Origin of the sequence: Cryobacterium sp. N22, assembly GCF_002929555.1 — a bacterium.
Lineage (GTDB): Bacteria > Actinomycetota > Actinomycetes > Actinomycetales > Microbacteriaceae > Cryobacterium.
On sequence record NZ_PJJP01000036.1, the window covers coordinates 43184 to 59914 of the forward strand.

The following is a 16731-nucleotide window of genomic DNA, read 5'->3' on the forward strand; positions in this document are numbered from 1 at the left end:
GAACGCTGGTTCTCGGTGCGTTGAACTTTCAGTCTACGACCTATTTGGTCAGGCGGCCCAGAGCGGACCTGATGAGGCTGCCACGGATCACTTCGAGCTGCCCGGCGATCTCCACGGCCATCTCGGCCGCCTTGGCGCGGCTGGAGGCGTCCTTGCGGCGGGCCAGCGGCACCAGGGCGCTTTCGATCAGGCCGAGCTCGCGTTCGGCCGCACCGCGGAAGCCGCGGAGGTGGCGCGGTTCGATCCCGCTCTGCTGCAGGTCGACCAGGGCGCGGAGCACCTTGAGGGCGTCGTCGCCGTAGTGTTCGGCGGGCACGATGATCGACGCGGTGACGGCGTCGTGCAGAAGAGTGGAGGACGCGCCGGCCTCGCGCACGAGCTCGTCACGGGTGAAGCGTCGCGCGATCACGAGCATGCTCGGACCGGGCGCTCCGCCACCGGGGAGCACGGGCGACAGACCGGCATCGAGGTCGTCGAGGTAGGCGCGGATCACCTTCAACGGCAGGTAGTGGTCGCGCTGCATGGACAGGATCAGGCGCAACCTGTCGACGTCGCCGCCGTTGAACTTGCGGTAGCCGGACTCCGTGCGTGCCGGGGAGACAAGGCCCTGTTCCTCAAGGAACCGCAGTTTGGACGGGGTCAGGTCCGGGAATTCCGGTGTCAACCGGGCCAGGACCTGGCCGATACTCAAGAGTGACGTCGCGCCCGGCAGTCTGGCCTGGGCGGAGGACGCCGACACTAGTCGCTCGCCAGGTGAACGAGGTCGAGCCGCGAGGCGTAGAACGTGAGGCGGAATTTGCCGACCTGTACTTCGGATCCGTCGGTGAGGACGGCCAGGTCGATGCGTTCGCCGTCAAAATACGTGCCGTTGAGCGATCCCAGGTCTTTCACCTGGAAGATGCGGCCGTTACGCAGGAATTCGGCGTGGCGGCGCGACACCGTGACGTCATCGAGGAAGATGTCCGCGTTCGGGTGTCGTCCCACAGTGGTGACATCGGCATCCAGGAGGAAGCGCGCACCCGAATTGGGACCGCGGCGCACCACCAGGAGGGCTGACCCTGAGGGCAGCGCCGCAATGGCTTCCTGCTCCTCGACAGTGACGTTGGCGTCGAGCGCGGCCAAAGACGCCGCGAACTCCTGGCTGAACGTCATTGTCGTATCGACGTTGCCCGTGGCATTCTCAGGCGCCACCCTACGCTCGGGTTCTTTCTTCTCGTCGGAATCGACCACCGTGCACCTCCTACTGGGTAAATCGTATCGGATGGAACGGGCCTTCAAGCGCGCGGCAGCCGAATCACCCGAACCGTTTCAATCGCGTAGATGACGCCGGCCCACCAGTAGAGGTACGCGCCCCAGAGGCCGAACGCCCAACCGACGGGCTGCGACCACCAGGCCAGCTCGGGGAACGCCTGGCCGAGCATGATCATCGGGAGGGCGTAAAAGAGGCAGAACGTGGCCACCTTGCCCAGCTGATGCACGGGAAGCGGGCCGAAACCATGGTTGGCCAGGACAACTCCCAACCCGAGCAGGAACACGTCGCGGCCGACGACGACGGCAACGATCCACCACGGAACGAGGTCGCGCCAGGCCAGCCCGATGAGCGCGGCAAAGATGTAGAGCCGGTCCGCGGCCGGGTCGAGCAGTTGGCCCAGCCGGGTGATCTGGTTGAACCTGCGCGCGATCGCGCCATCGAGGAAGTCAGTGAGGCTGGCCACCGCGAGGACCAGGAGCGCCCAGGCGTCTTCGCCGCGCACCAGCAGGACGAGGAAGACCGGCACGAGTGCCAGCCGTAGGAAACTGAGCAGATTCGGCACCGTCAGCACCCTGGAGCTGAGGTCGGTTGGAACGGGCCCGGTCACGACACGAGTCTACCGAGGCGCCGGCGCGGAAGGCTCAGGCTTCACGGCGGACTTCCGTGGTCTCGTCCGGCGGGGTGGCCGGCGTCTTCTTCGTCGTCTTCTTCTTGGTGGCGGGCGCCGCATCCGCCTGGGCCGCGGTCTTCTTCTTCTTGGGGGCGGCGGACTTCGCGGCGGCGGTCTTGGCCGCGCCGGTTTTGGCGGCACCGGTCTTGGCGGCACCGGATTTGGCTGTGGCAGTCTTGGCAGCGCTGCCGCCGGCCCGGCTGCGGTCGACGCTGCGGCGCAGGGCCTCCATCAGGTCGAGCACCTCTCCCCCGCTGGCCTCCTCGTCGCCGCCACCGAAGGTGGCTTCGGTGTCGATCGCGTCACCCTTCTCGAGCTTCTCTTCGATGAGGCGGCGCAGTTGCGCCTGGTATTCGTCGGTGTAGTCGCCCGGGGTGAAGTCGTCGGCGAAGGAGTCCACGAGCGCCGCGGAGAGGTCCAGCTCCCGGTCGGAGATCTTCACGGTCTGCTCGAGGGCCGGGAACTCGGCCACGCGCACCTCGTCGTCCCAGAGCAACGTCTGCAGCATCAGGACGCCGTCGCGCACCCGGAGGGCGGCGAGGCGGGTCTTCTGCCGCAACGCGAAGTGCACGATGGCGGTGCGGTCGGTCTGCTCCAGGGTGCGGCGCAGCAGCACGTAGGCCTTGGGCGAGGAGCCGTCGGGCTCGAGGAAGTAGCTGCGGTCGAACATGATCGGGTCGAGCTGGTCGCTCGGCACGAACTCGACGACGTCGATCTCGCGGCTGCGTTCCTCCGGCAGGGACTTGAGATCGGCATCGGTGATCACGACGGTCTTGTCGCCGTCGGTGAAGGCCTTGTCGATGTGCGCGTAGTCGACGATCTTGCCGCAGACCTCACAGCGGCGCTGGTAGCGGATGCGGCCACCGTCCTCGTCGTGCACCTGGTGCAGTTCGACGTCGTGGTCCTCGGTGGCGCTGTAGACCTTGACCGGCACGTTGACCAGCCCGAACGTGATGGCGCCCTTCCAGATTGATCTCATCGCTCGTCCTCCCGACCCCAGTACACACCCGTCCTATGGGGTGAGGCTAGACCGACGGCCGGGCGTGGAGCAAGCTGGGCACATGGCGACTGGCGCGGGGGCTGCGGGGAAGAGCGTTGTGGGCGCCGACGCCCGCCGGGAGGTCGTGACGGTGGGTGGCCGACGGGTCACCCTCACCCATCTCGACAAGGTGATGTACCCGGAGACCGGCACGACCAAGGCCGACATCCTCGGCTACTACGCGGCGGTCGCTGACGCGCTCATCCGGCATGCGCGGGACCGGCCGGCGACGCGCAAACGCTGGGTGCACGGCGTGGGCACGCCCCAGGAGCCCGGGCAGGTGTTCTTCCAGAAGAACCTGGCCGAGGGCACGCCGGCCTGGGTGGAACGCCGGGAACTGGCGCACACGTCGCGCACCACCGTGTACCCGCTGGTGAACGACCTGGCCACCCTCACCTGGCTCGCCCAGATCGGGACCCTGGAGATCCACGTGCCGCAGTGGCGGTTCGACGCGGCGGGCTCCCCGGCCCGGCCCGACCGGCTGGTGCTGGACTTGGACCCGGGCGAGGGGGTCGGCCTCGCCGAGTGCGCCGAGGTGGCCCGGTGGGCCCGGGCGCTGCTGCTGGACATGGGCCTTGACACTCTGCCGGTGACCAGCGGGAGCAAGGGCATCCACCTCTACGCGGCGCTTGACGGCGGCCACACCTCCGAGCAAGTGGGCCAGGTGGCGCATGAACTGGCGCGGGCGCTGGAAGCTGACCACCCCGGCGAGGTGCTCAGCGCGATGACCCGGTCGCTGCGGGACGGCAAGGTCTTCGTGGACTGGAGCCAGAACAGCGCGAACAAGACCACCATCGCGCCGTACAGCCTGAGGGGACAGCTGCGACCGCTGGTGGCGGCGCCGCGCAGCTGGCGGGAGCTGGAGTCGCCGGGGCTGGAGCAGCTGGACTACCGGCAGGTGCAGAAGCGCCTGGAGCGACGCCCCGACCTGTTGGGCCCGGTGGCGGACGCCATCGACGCCGGCGCCGGATCGGCCTCGCGAACCGACGAGGACCGTCTGCACCAGTACCGCAGCAAGCGGGACGCCCGGCGCACCCCTGAGCCCGTCCCGGCGGCCACACCGTTGACCTCACCGTCGGCGCCCGCCGGCAGCGGCGGGGCGGCGTTCGTGATCCAGGAGCATCACGCCAGGGCCCTGCACTTCGACCTGCGCCTGGAACGTGACGGCGTCCTGGTGTCGTGGGCGCTGCCCAAGGGCGTGCCCGTCGACCCCACGCACAACCACCTGGCCGTGCACACCGAGGACCACCCGCTGGAGTACCTCGAATTCCAGGGCGACATTCCGGCGGGAGAATACGGCGCCGGCTCCATGTCGATCTGGGATTCCGGCACCTATTCGCTGGAGAAGTGGCGGGATGACGAGGTCATCGTCACCCTGAACGGGCGGCCGGACGGAGGCCTCGCCGGCGCCGAACGCGAGTTCGCGCTCATCCGCACCGGCGGGGCGGAGTCGCGCAATTGGCTGATCCATTTGATGAAACCGAAACGGCCGGTCCCGGCGGGCCGGGCCCCGGCCACAGCGACGGCGATGGACGGAGCCGCCGCCCGCTACTCCCCCATGCTCGCTCGGCTGGGCAGTCTGCGGGAATTGTCGGCCGAGGCCGACTGGGCATACGAGATGAAGTGGGACGGCATCCGGATGCTGGCCTACCTCGACGGCGGCGCCGCCGGGACTGTGCGCTTCCTCACCCGCAACGGCAACGACGTGACGGCCTCGTTCCCCGAGCTCGTCGACGACCTGCGCGCGGCCGTGGGGACGGGCGGTGCCGTGCTCGACGGGGAGGTCGTGGCCCTGGACACGAAAAACCGGCCCGACTTCTCGCTGTTGCAGACCCGGCTCGGGCTCACCGACGAGGGTGATGTGCGCCGGGCGCAACGGAGGGCACCCGTGCACTATTTCGTCTTCGACCTGCTCGAGGACGACGGCGTCGCCCTGGTCGACCAGCCGTACTCCCAGCGCCGCGCGGCGATGGAGGACCGCGTGACGGCAACGGGGACCGTGCAGGTGCCGCCGTCCTTCACCGGCGATGCCGCCACCGTGCTGGCCACCAGCCTGCAGCTCGGCCTGGAGGGACTGATCGCCAAGGAGGCCGGCAGCACCTACTCGAGCGGACGCCGCTCCGACCGGTGGGTGAAGATCAAGAACGTCGCGGCGCAGGAGGTCGTGATCGGCGGCTGGCGGCCTGGAAACGGGCACCGCGGCGGCACGTTCGGCTCGCTGCTGGTGGGCGTGCCGACGGCGGGACCCGGGGGTGAGGCTGGCGAAGCGGGCACGGCGGCCGGCCTGCGCTATGCCGGGCGGATCGGCACCGGCTTTCGCGACCGCGACCTCACGAGCCTGCGGCGCCGGCTCGACGAGCTGCCGGCGACGGACAACCCGTTCGGCGACGTGCCGCCGGAGGATGCCGCCGACGCCGTGTGGGTGCAGCCGGTGCTCGTGGGCGAGGTGGAGTTCGCCGGGTGGACGCCGGCCGGCCGGCTGCGGCACCCGAGCTGGCGGGGCCTGCGCCCCGACAAGTCCCCCGATGATGTGGTGCAGGAAGGGCCGGCGCCCCGATGACCGCCGCTGCCGCATCCGCCCTGCTGGTGTGCCTGGGTCTGTGTGCGGCCGCGATCGCCACGACTTGGCTGCTGTCCGTTCTGACCCGCGAGTACTCCTGGGTCGACCGGGCCTGGTCGGTGCTGCCGCCGGTCTATCTGTGGGTGTTCGCCGTCGCCGGCGGGCTCACCGATCCCCGGCTGGTCGTCATGGCCGTGCTGGGCACACTGTGGGGCCTGCGGCTGACCCTCAATTTCGCCCGCAAGGGCGGCTACCGGCCCGGGGGCGAGGACTATCGGTGGGTGGCGCTGCGCCGCCGGATGAGCCGGCGCCAGTTCGCCCTGTTCAACCTGGGCTTCATTTCCGGCTACCAGAACGTGCTGCTGCTGCTCATCACCCTGCCAGCGTGGATCGGGCTGCAGCACCCCCAGACACCGTTCGGCGCTGCCGATCTGGTCGCCACCGCACTGTTCCTCGCGTTCCTCACCGGGGAGACCGTGGCCGACCAGCAACAGTGGGATTTCCAACGCTCCCGGGCCGTCCTCCGTGCGCAGGGCGGCGCCGACCCGGGCTTCCTGCGGAGCGGGCTGTTCGGGTTTTCCAGGCATCCGAATTACTTCTGCGAGATCGCCCAGTGGTGGGTGATCGCGGGCTTCGGAGCCATCGCCGCCGGCAGCTGGCTGCAGCCGGGTGGGCTGGGTGCGGTGTTGCTGACCCTGCTCTTCGCGGGTTCCATCGCCTTCACCGAGAGCATCTCGGTCTCGCGGCATCCCGGCTATCGGGCATATCAGCGCGAGGTGTCGGCTCTCGTGCCGTGGCCGCCGCGCCGACCGGCGCCCAGCGCTGTTCGGGCATCCGCCGGCGACGACCCGTTCAGGCCAGGCGATCCCTGAGCGCGGGCCAGCTGGCCGCGAACCCCGGATGCAGCGGCAGCAGCTGCACCTCCGCCGGCGCCACCCAGCGCAGCGCGATGCTCTCGGTGTCGCTGATGATCGGGTCGAACGGTTCCAGCGCCCGCACGACCACCGTGGTGTACGACCAGAAGCCGAGGTCGACCACCGAACTGAAGCTCAGCCTGAGCAGGTGCGCGGGAACACCGGCCTCTTCGCCGGCCTCCCGGATCGCGGCGTCGAGGGCGCTCTCGTTCTCGTGCCTGGCACCGCCGGGGACTCCCCAGGTGTCACCCTGATGGCTCCAGAGGGCACGGTGCTGCAGGAGCACACCGAGCTCGGGATGGTGCACGAGCAGGCCGGCCGCCCCGTACCGGCCCCAGAACCTGGCGCCGTCGGGGCCGTAGACCCACGCATCACCGCTGCCGCTCATTGACCACTGCCGTTCATGGCTTAAGCATGCCGCACCAGCCAGGGAACATCATCCGTACGCGGGTAAGATCGAGCCCGGCGGACACCCCACCGCCCCTCCCAAAGGACTTATAAGCATGACGTCTTCCACACCCGCCACCGCCCTCGACGCCGCCGGCCTGGCCCGCTACATCGACCACACCCTGCTCAAGCCCGAGGCCACCCAGGCCGACGTGGCCGCCCTCATCGCCGAGGCCGTACAGCTGGGCGTCTACTCGGTCTGCGTGTCGCCGTCGATGCTGCCGCTGATCCTTCCCGCGGACGCCGACCTCAAGGTCGCGGTAGTCTGCGGGTTCCCGAGCGGCAAGCACGCCAGCTCGATCAAGGCCGCCGAAGCCGCCCTGTCCGTGTCGCAGGGCACCGACGAGGTGGACATGGTCATCGACGTCGGTGCGGCCAAGGCCGGCCGGTTCGATCTCATCGAGGCCGACATCAGCGCCGTGCGCGCCGAGATCCCCGCTCCCCTGATCCTCAAGGTGATCATCGAGTCCGCCGCACTCACCGACGACGAGATCGTCGGCGCATGCCGCGCGGCCGTCGCCGCCGGCGCCGACTTCGTCAAGACCTCGACGGGGTTCCACCCGGCCGGCGGCGCCACCGTGCACGCCGTGCGCCTGATGCGGGAAACCGTCGGCGACGCCCTGGGCGTCAAGGCCTCCGGCGGGGTGCGCAGCCACGCCGACGCCCTCGCCATGATCGAGGCCGGCGCGACCCGCCTCGGTGTCTCCGGCAGCAAGGCCGTGCTCTCCGGCGCACCGGTCGAGCCGTCGGCCAACCCCGCCGCTTACTAGTAGCGCCCCGGCGGCACGGGGTATTCGCGGCGGCACACGGTCTAACCTGTGCCGCCGCAATTACCGCGTGCCGCGGGAAACGCCCTGTGCCGCGGGCAGAGGGTCTCTGGTTAGACCGACACGATGGTGTGCACGGGTGTGTCGCCGATGCGGCTGCGCCCGTCGAGCTCGGCCAGTTCGAGCACCACGCCGACACCGATCGTGAGGTAGCCGGCCCGTTCGATGAGGCGTGCGGTCGCCGCGACGGTGCCGCCGGTGGCCAGCACGTCATCCACGATGAGCACCCGGGAGCCGGCGGGCAACTGCCCGACCTCCAGTTCGAGGCGCGCGGAGCCGTACTCCAGGTCGTATTCCTCGGTGAGCACGGTGCCGGGGAGCTTGCCACCCTTGCGCACCGCGAGGACGGCGCACTGTGCCGCATAGCCGATCCCGGCCGCGAGCAGGAACCCGCGCGCCTCGATGCCGGCCACGGCATCGAACTGGCCCTGGTAGCGCTCACTCAGGTCCTCGATGATCGCGCGGAAGGCCACGGCGTCGGCGAAGACCGGGTTGAGGTCACGGAACAGGATCCCGGGTTGCGGGAAGTCCGGGTACGAGGCGAGGAGGGTTTGCACGTGCTGGGCAGCGGGAACAATCACGTACTCAAGGGTACCGCCCGGCCTGCCCGCCCCTCGGCCAGCGGGTTACTCTGCGGTGGCGACCGGCTCGACCGGCTCGTCGGGCTCGTCAGGCTCGTCCATCGCGCCGCTGAGTTCGTCGAGGAACCGCACCACGGCGAGCTGCTCCGGTGCGGTGAGCTTCTGGGCGGCGGCCAGCATCCGCTCATGCGCCGCTCCCAGCACGCGCCGGATTTCGTCGTGGGCGCGCCCCGTGGCGTGCAGCACCTGCGCCCGCCGGTCACTCGGGTGCGGCTCACGGCGTAGCCGGCCGGAGGCCTCCAGCCGCGAGAGGAGCTTGGCCGTGGCGGCCGACGTGATGCCGAGCAACACGCTGAGATCTTTCGGCCCAATCGGCTCCGAGCGTTCCTCCGCCGCGATCAGGTGTCGCAGGGCGACCATGTCGGAGTCGTTCATGTCCATGTCCGAGCGGGCCCGGATGCGCATGGCCACATCGGCCGCGCGGAACCGGCGCACCGCACGGAGAACGTCGACCGCGGTGACCGGAGGTGCGCCGGCCCCGGCGGCGCTGTCCCGGTACCAGTACGCGCCCAGATCGCGTCGACTCGGCTCGGCGGCGGGTTCGACGGCGGGAGGCATAGGCACCATGCTAGCCTCTAATATCGCTAACTCGGTTAGGTACTTTTTCGGGTATCTTGGCTGCACGAGAGGAAGTCCCGTGATGCACACAGCAGAACACACGATCGAATTCGACACCATCGGACCTCGGCACGCCGCCCCTGCCGACGACCTGGTCGTTCTGCTCGACGAGGACGGGCGCGAGATCGGCACCGCCAACAAGAGCAGCGTGCACGGCGCCGACACCTCCCTGCACCTGGCGTTCTCCTGCTACGTCTTCAACGATCGCGGCGAGGTGCTGGTCACCCGGCGGGCGCTGACCAAGAAGACCTGGCCCGGCGTCTGGACCAACTCCTTCTGCGGCCACCCGGCCCCGGCCGAGACTCTCACCGACGCTGTGCACCGACGCGCGGACTTCGAACTCGGTCTCGACATCCACCAGATCGACCTGGCCCTGCCCCTGTTTCGCTACCGCGCCACCGACAGCAGCGGCATCGTCGAGAACGAGGTATGCCCGGTCTACCTGGCCCGGGCATCCGGGGATCCGGTGCCCAACCCCGACGAGGTGATGGAATTCACCTGGACCCAGCCCGAGAGCCTCCGCCGCTCCGTGCTGGCCAGTCCGTTCGCCTTCAGTCCCTGGATGGTGCTGCAGATGAGCGAACTGGAGACCTTCCGTGCATGAGATCGCGACGCTCGGCGTCGAAACCGAACTGCACAGGTTCTTCGCCGCGGCCCGGCTGCGCGCCAGCGACTACGGCGACCACTACGTCGCTCTCTGGGACGCCCTGGACCAGGCCAGCCGCGGCGGCAAGAGAGTACGTCCCGCCCTGGTCCTGGCCGCCTACGACGGCTTCGGCGGCACCGACCGCACCCTGTCGACGCCCGTCGCGGTGAGCTTTGAACTGCTGCACACCGCGTTCCTCATCCACGACGACGTGATCGACCGCGACCTGTCCCGCCGCGGGATGGCCAACATCGCCGGCCGGTTCACCGAACGTGCCATCGCCCACGGCGCAGCAACCGGGCAGGCCGAGGCGTGGGCCGCGACGGCCGCCATCCTCGCCGGAGACCTGGCCCTGAGCGAGGCGCACCGCGCGCTCGCCCTGCTGCCGGTGCCCGCCGGGTTGCGCGGCCGGCTGCTGGACCTGCTCGACCGGGCCGTGTTCGTCTCCGCGGCCGGCGAACTGGCGGATGTGACCAACACCGTCAGCCGGGATCCCCTCACGATCGATCAGGTCGTCGCGACGCTCGAGCACAAAACGGCGATCTACTCGTTCGAGGCTCCCCTCCAGGCCGGCGCGGTCCTGGCCGGCGCGCCGGAGGAGGCCATCGATGCGCTCGGCCGGTTCGGCCGCCTGATCGGTGTCGCCTTCCAGCTCACCGACGACCTGCTGGGCGTGTTCGGCGACCCCGCCAGCACCGGCAAGAGCGTTCTCGCCGACCTGCGCGAGGGCAAGCAGACCGCGCTGATCGCGCACGCCGGCGCCACCGACCGGTGGCCCCTGATCGCCCCGTTCCTGGGCAAGAGCGACCTCACCGAGGCCGAGGCCCAACTCGTGCGCGGGCACCTGCGCGACTGCGGCGCCCCGGACACCGCCGACGCGCTCGCCCGCGAGTACGCCGGCCGCGCGGTTCAGGCCCTGCAGGGCCCGCAGATGCCGGACGACCTGCGCGCCACCCTCACCCAGCTCGCCCTCAGCGCCGTGACGCGGCAGAAATGAGCCGCGACACGGCCGGTCCCCTGGTCGGGGCGGCGACCACGGGCCTGGACAGTTACAACGCGGCCGCGCTGGCCAGCGCCACGACCGTGATCGCCCAATACTCCACCTCCTTCGGCCTGGCCGCCCGCCTGCTCGCGCCCGGGCTGCGGGACGAGGTGCGCAGCATCTACGCGCTCGTCCGCATCGCCGACGAGATCGTCGACGGCGCCGCCAGCGGCGCCGGCATCGACCTGGCCGGACAGCGGCAGCTGCTCGACGACCTCGAGCACGAAACCGAACACGCGATGGCGCGCGGCTTCAGCACCAACCTCGTGGTGCACGCCTTCGCCGTCACCGCGCGCCGGGTGGGCATCGACCCCACCCTCACCCGCCCGTTCTTCGCCTCAATGCGCCGGGACCTCGACCCGGCCCCGTTCACCGAGGCGAGCGTCGCCGAATACATCTACGGATCAGCGGAGGTCGTCGGGCTGATGTGCCTGCGCAGCTTCCTGCGCGACTCCCCCCGGTCGCCCGACGAGCTGGCCGTTCTCGAACACGGCGCGCGCAGCCTCGGCGCCGCGTTCCAGAAGGTGAATTTTCTGCGCGACCTGGCCGCCGACCGGGATGCGCTGGGGCGCAACTACTTCCCGGGCGTCGACCTGACCCGGCTCACCGACCCGCAGAAGCACCTGTTGCTCGACGATATGGATGCCGATCTCGAGGCCGCCGCACGGGTGCTGCCCCTGTTGCCGCCCGGCAGCCGCCGCGCCGTCACCGCCGCCCACCGGCTATTCGCCCGGTTGTCTGCGAAACTGCGGGAGACCCCCGCCCAGGCTTTGATGAGCACCCGCGTGCGGGTGCCGGATCCGGAGAAACTGATGATCGCCCTCTCGTCCTCGCTCGGTCCGCAGGCGTGGCGTCGGTGAGCGGCGCTGAGGACGGCAGCCGCACCGCCCCGACCCGCACCGTCGTGATCGGCGGCGGCATCGCGGGCCTGGCCAGCGCGGCGCTCCTGGCCAGGGAGGGCCACCAGGTCACCCTGCTGGAGGCCCACGACACCCTCGGCGGCCGGGCCGGCTTCTGGGAGGCCGACGGCTTCCGCTTCGAAACCGGGCCGTCCTGGTACCTGATGCCGGAGGTCTTCGAGCACTTCTACCGGCTGATGGGCACGAGCGCGGCCGAACAGCTCGAGCTGACCCGGCTCGACCCCGGCTACAGGGTGTTCTTCGAGTCCGATGCCGAGCCCGTCGACGTGCGCGCGGAGCGGGCCGACAACATCCGCCTGTTCGAGAGCCTCGAACCCGGCGCCGGCGCCCGGTTGGAGACGTACCTGGCCAGTGCCAAGGAAACGTACGACATGGCCGTGGACAGGTTCCTCTACACGAGCTTCGCCTCGTTCACGCCCCTGCTGGTGCCAGACGTGCTCGCCAGGATGGGCCGGCTCACTCGTCTGCTGCTGCAGCCGCTGGACAGGTTCGTGGCCGGCTACTTCCGCGACCCGCGGATCCGCCAGATCCTCGGTTACCCGGCCGTGTTCCTGGGTTCCTCCCCCGACCGCACCCCGTCGATGTACCACCTGATGAGCCACCTCGACCTGGCCGACGGTGTGCTCTACCCGCAGGGCGGCTTCACCCGGCTCATCCAGAGCATTGCGGACCTGGCCCGTGCGGAGGGCGTCACCATCGAAACCGGCGCCACCGTGCAGGCCATCCGAAGCGGGCCCACCCCCGCCGGCCGGCGCGCGCAGGCCGCCGTCGAAGGTGTCACCTACACGAACGCGGCCGGCGAGACCGTGCGGCTGGATGCCGACATCGTCGTCTCCGCCGCCGACCTGCACCACACCGAAACCGAGCTGGTCGAACCCGCCAAACAGACCTACCCGGAGCGCTGGTGGACAAAGCGCACCTCGGGGCCCGGTGCCGTCTTGGTGCTGCTCGGCGTGAGCGGGGAGCTGCCCGCGCTCGCCCACCACACCCTGTTCTTCACCGAGGACTGGGCCGACAACTTCGACCGCATCTTCGGCAGGGAGACCTCGGTGCCCAACCCGGCGTCGTTCTACGCCTGCCTGCCCAGCGCCACCGACCCCGGCGTGGCCCCGGACGGCGCCAGCAACCTGTTCCTGCTCATCCCGGTTCCCGCCGACACCGGCATCGGGCACGGTGGCATCGACGGAGCCGGCTCGGCCGCTGTCGAGGGCATCGCCGATGCCGCGATCGGCCAACTCGCCGAGTGGGCCGGCATCCCCGACCTCGCCGAGCGGATCCTGGTGCGGCGCACCATCGGACCGGCTGATTTCGCCGACGACCTCAACTCCTGGAAGGGCGGGGCGCTGGGCCCGGCGCACACGCTCAGGCAGAGCGCCTTTTTCCGCGGCGCCAATGTGTCCGCGCACATCGACGGGCTCTACTACGCCGGCGGCACCACGATTCCCGGGATCGGTCTGCCGATGTGCCTGATCAGCGCGGAGATTCTGCTCAAGCGGATTCGCGGGGACGTGAGTACCGGCCCGCTGCCCGAGCCGAGTCGCGCCGTCCTGCGCTGATGCTGGGGTTCGCGTACCTGCTGGCCCTGCTGGTGTCGCTGACCGGGATGGTCGTGCTCGACCGCCGGTTCGGCCTGTTCTTCTGGCGTGCCCCGCGCGCCGCGGCCGTCGTGCTCACGGTGGGGGTGCTGTTCTTCCTGGCCTGGGACCTGATCGGCATCGCCACGGGCATCTTCTACCGCGGTGAGACCGCCTTCATGACGGGGCTGCAGGTCGCCCCCGAGCTGCCGGTCGAAGAGGTGCTCTTCCTGACCTTCCTCTGCTACCTGTTCATGAATGCCCTGCAGGGCGCCCGGATGCTGCTCGAGTGGAGGCGCACCGCGTGAGCTACCTGGCGCTGAACACGATCTTTCTCGGCCTCGCGGTGCTGGTGGCCGCCGTGGCCCTGTGGCGGCGGCCGGCGTCGAGACGGCTCTACGCCGCATCCGCGCTCGCCCTGGCCGCCGTACTGCTACTGACCGCGGTCTTCGATAACATCATGATCGGGGTGGGACTCGTCGCGTACGATCCGGCCCTGATCTCCGGAGTGTTCGTGGGGATCGCGCCCGTGGAAGACTTCGGCTATCCGGTGGCCGCGGCCCTGCTGCTGCCGGCCGTCTGGTCGCTCCTCGGCGGCGACACCCGGCCGCCCGCACGCCGCCGGAACACCCCACGATCGGAGCAGGACGAATGACCGAGTCGATTCACCCCACAGGCCCCGCGGCAACCGGACTCGGCCACACGGTTCGGCAGGTGCTGCTCTCGTCCCGCCCCCTGAGCTGGATCAACACGGCCTTCCCGTTCGCCGCCGCCTACGTCGTCACAACGGGCCGGGTCGACGCGCTGCTGGTGGTGGGCACCCTGTTCTTCCTGATTCCCTACAACCTGCTCATGTACGGCATCAACGACGTCTTCGACTACGAATCCGACCTGCGCAACCCGCGAAAGGGTGGCGTCGAGGGCGCCATGCTCGACCCCGGCCTGCACCGCACCGTGCTGATCTCCGGCGTCGCGACGGCGGTGCCCGTGCTGCTGCTGATGCTCGTTCTCGCCGGCGCGGACCCCTGGTCGTGGGTGGTGCTCATGATCAGCCTCTTCGCCGTGGTCGCATACTCGGCCCCCGGGCTGCGTTTCAAGGAACGGCCGGTGCTGGACTCGGTGACCTCGAGCATCCACTTCGTGAGCCCGGCCGTTTACGGCCTCGCCGTGGCGGGCGCCCTGGTCACGCCGGACCTCGTGGCGGTGCTGGCGGCGTTCTTCTTCTGGGGCATCGCCAGCCACGCCTTCGGTGCCGTGCAGGATGTCGAACCCGACCGGCAGGGCGGCATCAGCTCGATCGCGACGGCGTTCGGCGCCGCCCAGACCGTGCGACTGGCAATCGGCTTCTGGCTGCTGGCCGGTCTGCTGATGCTGGTCACCGACTGGCCGGGGCCGCTCGCCGCGCTCCTGGTGATCCCGTACATCCTCGCCGCCTGGCCGTACCGGTCAATCAGCGACGACGATTCCGAGCGGGCCAACAACGGCTGGAAGCGATTCCTGCGGCTGAACTTCGTCACCGGGTTCCTGGTGACCATGCTGCTCATCCTCTGGGTGGCTCTGCGCTGACCACGCGCCCTGGCCCGCGTAGAGTCAAGGCATGGAGTTGCTAAGCGCACGGGTGGACAGCTGGGCCTGGGCGGTGCGGATGTACAAGACCCGCTCGCAGGCCACGGCGGCCTGCCGGGCCGGGCACGTGCGGGTGAACGGGGAACGGGCCAAGTCCGCCCAGTCCATCAAGGCCGGCGACGAGGTGCGCATCCGGGCCAACGGCTTCGACAGGGTGCTCGTGGTGTCGCGCATCATTGTGAAGCGGGTGGGGCCGAGCGTGGCCGCCGAGTGCTTCGTGGACAACACACCGCCCCCGCCGCCCCGCGAGGAGATGGCCCTGGTGCCGATGCGCGACCGTGGCGCCGGCCGGCCCACCAAGCGTGAGCGCCGCGAGATCGAGGAGCTACGCGGGCACTGACCGGCCGGCCGTTCCTGGCGGGCCGGGTCACTCTGTGGCGCCGGGTTCGGTTTCGCCCGGCAGCCGCACGGGCGGCACCAGGGTGCCCACCTCGGTGCGCACCCACCAGACGTGCCCGGCCCGGCGTTCGGCCGGCGTGCTGAACCTGTAGAGGAACACCCGGGCTCGCACATAGCGCGGCGGCTGGTTGGCGAACGGATTGTGCGCGAGCATCCGCAGGGTGGCTCGGTCGCCCTGCAACAACCGGGCCAGGAACACCTCGAACCACCTGGACTCCCGTGACCCGAGGGCCAGAAACCACATCAGCCAGTCCAGCCGCAGGTGGTACGGCGCGAACTGCCCGGGCATCCGGGCCACGTCACCGGGCTTGCCGCGGAACTCATAGACCCGCCAGGCCGTGGGATCGCGCGGATCCGCGGAATCGCTGCCCTCGACGACCACCTCGAAACGCTCCTTCGTGACGGTGCCGAACGCACCGTAGGCGTTCACCAGGTGGAACGGGTTGAAGCTCGCGTTCATGAGCTGCCGGCGGCGCAGCAGGTTGCGGGCCGGCCAGTAGCTGAGCACCAGCAGGCCGACGGTCACGGCAAGTACCACAACCACGAACCAGAGCGGCTGCTCCCCCGCAGCGGCTGGCGGTGCGGATGCCTCGGGCGCGCGCAGGGCCGGCACCACAATTCCACCGAGCCACCGGAAAGCGGCGTCGTCGACCGCCGCGGCGGCCAGCACGATGGTGATCCAGTTCAGCCAGGCGAAGTTGCCGGTGAGCACCAGCCACAGCTGACTGAGCACGATGACGCCGGCCGCAATCGAGGCCACCGGCTGCGGAGCGAAAAGAAGGAACGGGGCGATGAGCTGCACGGCGTGGTTGGCGAGCACCTCGCCGCGGTGGAACCACCGGGGCAGGTGGTGCACGAACCAGCTCACCGGGTTGGGCATCGGCTGGGTCTCGTGGTGGTAGAACAACGCCGTGAGGTCACGCCACTCCCGCCCGCCGCGCAGTTTGATCATGCCCGCACCGAACTCCAGCCGGAACACCAGCCAGCGCAGGAAGAACAGGATGGGCACCGGCGTGGCCACGGCGGTCGAGCCCAGGAACGCGACGACGAAGCCCGCTTCGACCAGGAGACTCTCCCACCCGAACCCGTAGAAGGTCTGCCCTACGTTCACTATCGACAGGTAGCCGGCGAAGAGCAGCAGGAAGACGATCATTCCCAACCAGGCCGGGCCGAGCTGCGGCAGGCCCAGCACCACGGATGCGGCCAGAGCGATCCCCGACCAGGCGACCAGGCGCAGCAGCCGGTCGGAGTAGCGCCAGTGGAACAGGCTCGGCGTGCGACGGAACGGCACCCGCGCGACAAAATCGCGCACCGGCAGCAGCCCGTTCTCGCCCAGAAGGGCCGGGAACTGGGCCAACGCCGAAGCGAACGCGACCAGGAAGATGGCGGCGATTCCCCGTTGCAACACCTCGCGAGCGATGTCGTAGTCCCCGGTTCCGAACCAGTCCATGGTGCAGTTCACCCTAGGCTCCCCCGGCCGCGACACAAGACGCGCGGGGCAGAGCGCGCTGTCCCCCGGCCGAGGGACGGGCGCCCGGGTGCGGCCGAAACTGAGA

At 70.0% G+C, this 16731-nt stretch carries 19 protein-coding genes; 11 read left to right on the plus strand and 8 right to left on the minus strand.

Annotated features, from left to right (window positions below):
• Positions 1-40: 40 nt before the first annotated feature.
• The 4 genes from CXY76_RS11625 to CXY76_RS11640 all read right to left on the minus strand — a co-directional run bounded on the left by CXY76_RS11625 (position 41) and on the right by CXY76_RS11640 (position 2901).
• A complete protein-coding gene (locus CXY76_RS11625; protein ID WP_104164637.1) occupies positions 41-739 on the minus strand; it encodes a MerR family transcriptional regulator in 699 nt (232 codons plus the stop codon).
• On the minus strand, positions 739-1152 hold the full coding sequence (locus tag CXY76_RS11630) for an FHA domain-containing protein (protein ID WP_088457974.1): 414 nt from the start codon (positions 1150-1152) through the stop codon (positions 739-741). The genes CXY76_RS11625 and CXY76_RS11630 overlap by 1 nt, the downstream gene beginning before the upstream one ends.
• A 122-nt stretch (positions 1153-1274) precedes the next feature.
• On the minus strand, positions 1275-1859 hold the full coding sequence (locus tag CXY76_RS11635) for a CDP-alcohol phosphatidyltransferase family protein (protein ID WP_233199742.1): 585 nt from the start codon (positions 1857-1859) through the stop codon (positions 1275-1277).
• Between the two features lie 34 nt (positions 1860-1893).
• Positions 1894-2901 (minus strand): Ku protein, encoded by a 1008-nt coding sequence (locus CXY76_RS11640; RefSeq protein WP_104164639.1) that lies wholly within the window; start codon positions 2899-2901, stop codon positions 1894-1896.
• Between the two features lie 82 nt (positions 2902-2983).
• On the opposite strand from CXY76_RS11640, the gene CXY76_RS11645 reads away from it, so the two are divergent.
• Positions 2984-5521, plus strand: a complete 2538-nt coding sequence (locus CXY76_RS11645) for an ATP-dependent DNA ligase (RefSeq protein ID WP_104164641.1) — start codon at positions 2984-2986, stop codon at positions 5519-5521.
• Entirely contained in the window at positions 5518-6393 is an 876-nt protein-coding gene (locus CXY76_RS11650) for a DUF1295 domain-containing protein (protein WP_104164643.1), read from the plus strand. Before CXY76_RS11645 ends, CXY76_RS11650 begins: the two co-directional genes overlap by 4 nt.
• Here CXY76_RS11650 and CXY76_RS11655 read toward each other — a convergent pair.
• A complete protein-coding gene (locus tag CXY76_RS11655) occupies positions 6374-6823 on the minus strand; it encodes an NUDIX domain-containing protein (RefSeq protein WP_104164645.1) in 450 nt (149 codons plus the stop codon). The two genes, CXY76_RS11650 and CXY76_RS11655, sit on opposite strands and share 20 nt — an antisense overlap.
• 115 nt (positions 6824-6938) lie before the next feature.
• Between CXY76_RS11655 and deoC the strand changes: the two genes are divergently transcribed.
• Positions 6939-7652, plus strand: coding sequence for a deoxyribose-phosphate aldolase (gene deoC, locus CXY76_RS11660; protein ID WP_104164647.1), 714 nt, complete (start codon positions 6939-6941; stop codon positions 7650-7652).
• A 110-nt stretch (positions 7653-7762) separates the two neighbouring features.
• Here the strand turns inward: deoC and CXY76_RS11665 are convergent, their stop codons facing one another.
• Positions 7763-8290, minus strand: coding sequence for an adenine phosphoribosyltransferase (locus CXY76_RS11665; protein ID WP_104164649.1), 528 nt, complete (start codon positions 8288-8290; stop codon positions 7763-7765).
• A 45-nt stretch (positions 8291-8335) separates the two neighbouring features.
• Positions 8336-8908, minus strand: a complete 573-nt coding sequence (locus tag CXY76_RS11670; RefSeq protein WP_158253891.1) for a MarR family winged helix-turn-helix transcriptional regulator — start codon at positions 8906-8908, stop codon at positions 8336-8338.
• A gap of 82 nt (positions 8909-8990) precedes the next feature.
• Between CXY76_RS11670 and idi the strand changes: the two genes are divergently transcribed.
• From idi to CXY76_RS11710, 8 genes are read left to right on the plus strand one after another with little or no spacing between them, the layout of a single operon-like run.
• A complete protein-coding gene (gene idi, locus CXY76_RS11675) occupies positions 8991-9572 on the plus strand; it encodes an isopentenyl-diphosphate Delta-isomerase (RefSeq protein WP_104164651.1) in 582 nt (193 codons plus the stop codon).
• Positions 9565-10611, plus strand: coding sequence for a polyprenyl synthetase family protein (locus CXY76_RS11680; RefSeq protein ID WP_104164653.1), 1047 nt, complete (start codon positions 9565-9567; stop codon positions 10609-10611). Before idi ends, CXY76_RS11680 begins: the two co-directional genes overlap by 8 nt.
• Positions 10608-11516, plus strand: coding sequence for a squalene/phytoene synthase family protein (locus CXY76_RS11685; protein ID WP_104164656.1), 909 nt, complete (start codon positions 10608-10610; stop codon positions 11514-11516). The genes CXY76_RS11680 and CXY76_RS11685 overlap by 4 nt, the downstream gene beginning before the upstream one ends.
• Positions 11513-13132 carry a phytoene desaturase family protein gene (gene crtI / locus CXY76_RS11690; RefSeq protein ID WP_104164982.1) on the plus strand — a complete coding sequence of 540 codons (1620 nt, stop codon included), beginning with the start codon at positions 11513-11515 and terminating at the stop codon, positions 13130-13132. Before CXY76_RS11685 ends, crtI begins: the two co-directional genes overlap by 4 nt.
• Positions 13132-13458: a lycopene cyclase domain-containing protein gene (locus CXY76_RS11695; RefSeq protein WP_369826133.1), complete on the plus strand. Its 327-nt coding sequence runs from the start codon at positions 13132-13134 to the stop codon at positions 13456-13458. Before crtI ends, CXY76_RS11695 begins: the two co-directional genes overlap by 1 nt.
• Entirely contained in the window at positions 13455-13805 is a 351-nt protein-coding gene (locus tag CXY76_RS11700; RefSeq protein ID WP_104164986.1) for a lycopene cyclase domain-containing protein, read from the plus strand. Before CXY76_RS11695 ends, CXY76_RS11700 begins: the two co-directional genes overlap by 4 nt.
• Positions 13802-14716, plus strand: a complete 915-nt coding sequence (locus CXY76_RS11705; RefSeq protein ID WP_104164658.1) for a prenyltransferase — start codon at positions 13802-13804, stop codon at positions 14714-14716. Before CXY76_RS11700 ends, CXY76_RS11705 begins: the two co-directional genes overlap by 4 nt.
• Before the next feature lie 31 nt (positions 14717-14747).
• Positions 14748-15116, plus strand: coding sequence for an RNA-binding S4 domain-containing protein (locus CXY76_RS11710; RefSeq protein WP_104164660.1), 369 nt, complete (start codon positions 14748-14750; stop codon positions 15114-15116).
• A gap of 27 nt (positions 15117-15143) precedes the next feature.
• Here CXY76_RS11710 and CXY76_RS11715 read toward each other — a convergent pair whose 3' ends face one another.
• A complete protein-coding gene (locus tag CXY76_RS11715; RefSeq protein WP_104164662.1) occupies positions 15144-16625 on the minus strand; it encodes a lipase maturation factor family protein in 1482 nt (493 codons plus the stop codon).
• Positions 16626-16731: the final 106 nt, after the last annotated feature.

What these genes read in the sequence shown, in the direction of transcription:
- CXY76_RS11630 (WP_088457974.1), bottom strand. Translation starts at nt 1,152, where the DNA reads ATGACGTTCAGCCAGGAGTTCGCGGCGTCTTTGGCCGCGCTCGACGCC.
- CXY76_RS11640 (WP_104164639.1), bottom strand. Translation starts at nt 2,901, where the DNA reads ATGAGATCAATCTGGAAGGGCGCCATCACGTTCGGGCTGGTCAACGTG.
- CXY76_RS11645 (WP_104164641.1), top strand. Translation starts at nt 2,984, where the DNA reads ATGGCGACTGGCGCGGGGGCTGCGGGGAAGAGCGTTGTGGGCGCCGAC.
- CXY76_RS11650 (WP_104164643.1), top strand. Translation starts at nt 5,518, where the DNA reads ATGACCGCCGCTGCCGCATCCGCCCTGCTGGTGTGCCTGGGTCTGTGT.
- CXY76_RS11655 (WP_104164645.1), bottom strand. Translation starts at nt 6,823, where the DNA reads ATGAGCGGCAGCGGTGATGCGTGGGTCTACGGCCCCGACGGCGCCAGG.
- deoC (WP_104164647.1), top strand. Translation starts at nt 6,939, where the DNA reads ATGACGTCTTCCACACCCGCCACCGCCCTCGACGCCGCCGGCCTGGCC.
- CXY76_RS11670 (WP_158253891.1), bottom strand. Translation starts at nt 8,908, where the DNA reads ATGCCTCCCGCCGTCGAACCCGCCGCCGAGCCGAGTCGACGCGATCTG.
- idi (WP_104164651.1), top strand. Translation starts at nt 8,991, where the DNA reads ATGCACACAGCAGAACACACGATCGAATTCGACACCATCGGACCTCGG.
- CXY76_RS11685 (WP_104164656.1), top strand. Translation starts at nt 10,608, where the DNA reads ATGAGCCGCGACACGGCCGGTCCCCTGGTCGGGGCGGCGACCACGGGC.
- CXY76_RS11695 (WP_369826133.1), top strand. Translation starts at nt 13,132, where the DNA reads ATGCTGGGGTTCGCGTACCTGCTGGCCCTGCTGGTGTCGCTGACCGGG.
- CXY76_RS11705 (WP_104164658.1), top strand. Translation starts at nt 13,802, where the DNA reads ATGACCGAGTCGATTCACCCCACAGGCCCCGCGGCAACCGGACTCGGC.
- CXY76_RS11710 (WP_104164660.1), top strand. Translation starts at nt 14,748, where the DNA reads ATGGAGTTGCTAAGCGCACGGGTGGACAGCTGGGCCTGGGCGGTGCGG.
- CXY76_RS11715 (WP_104164662.1), bottom strand. Translation starts at nt 16,625, where the DNA reads ATGGACTGGTTCGGAACCGGGGACTACGACATCGCTCGCGAGGTGTTG.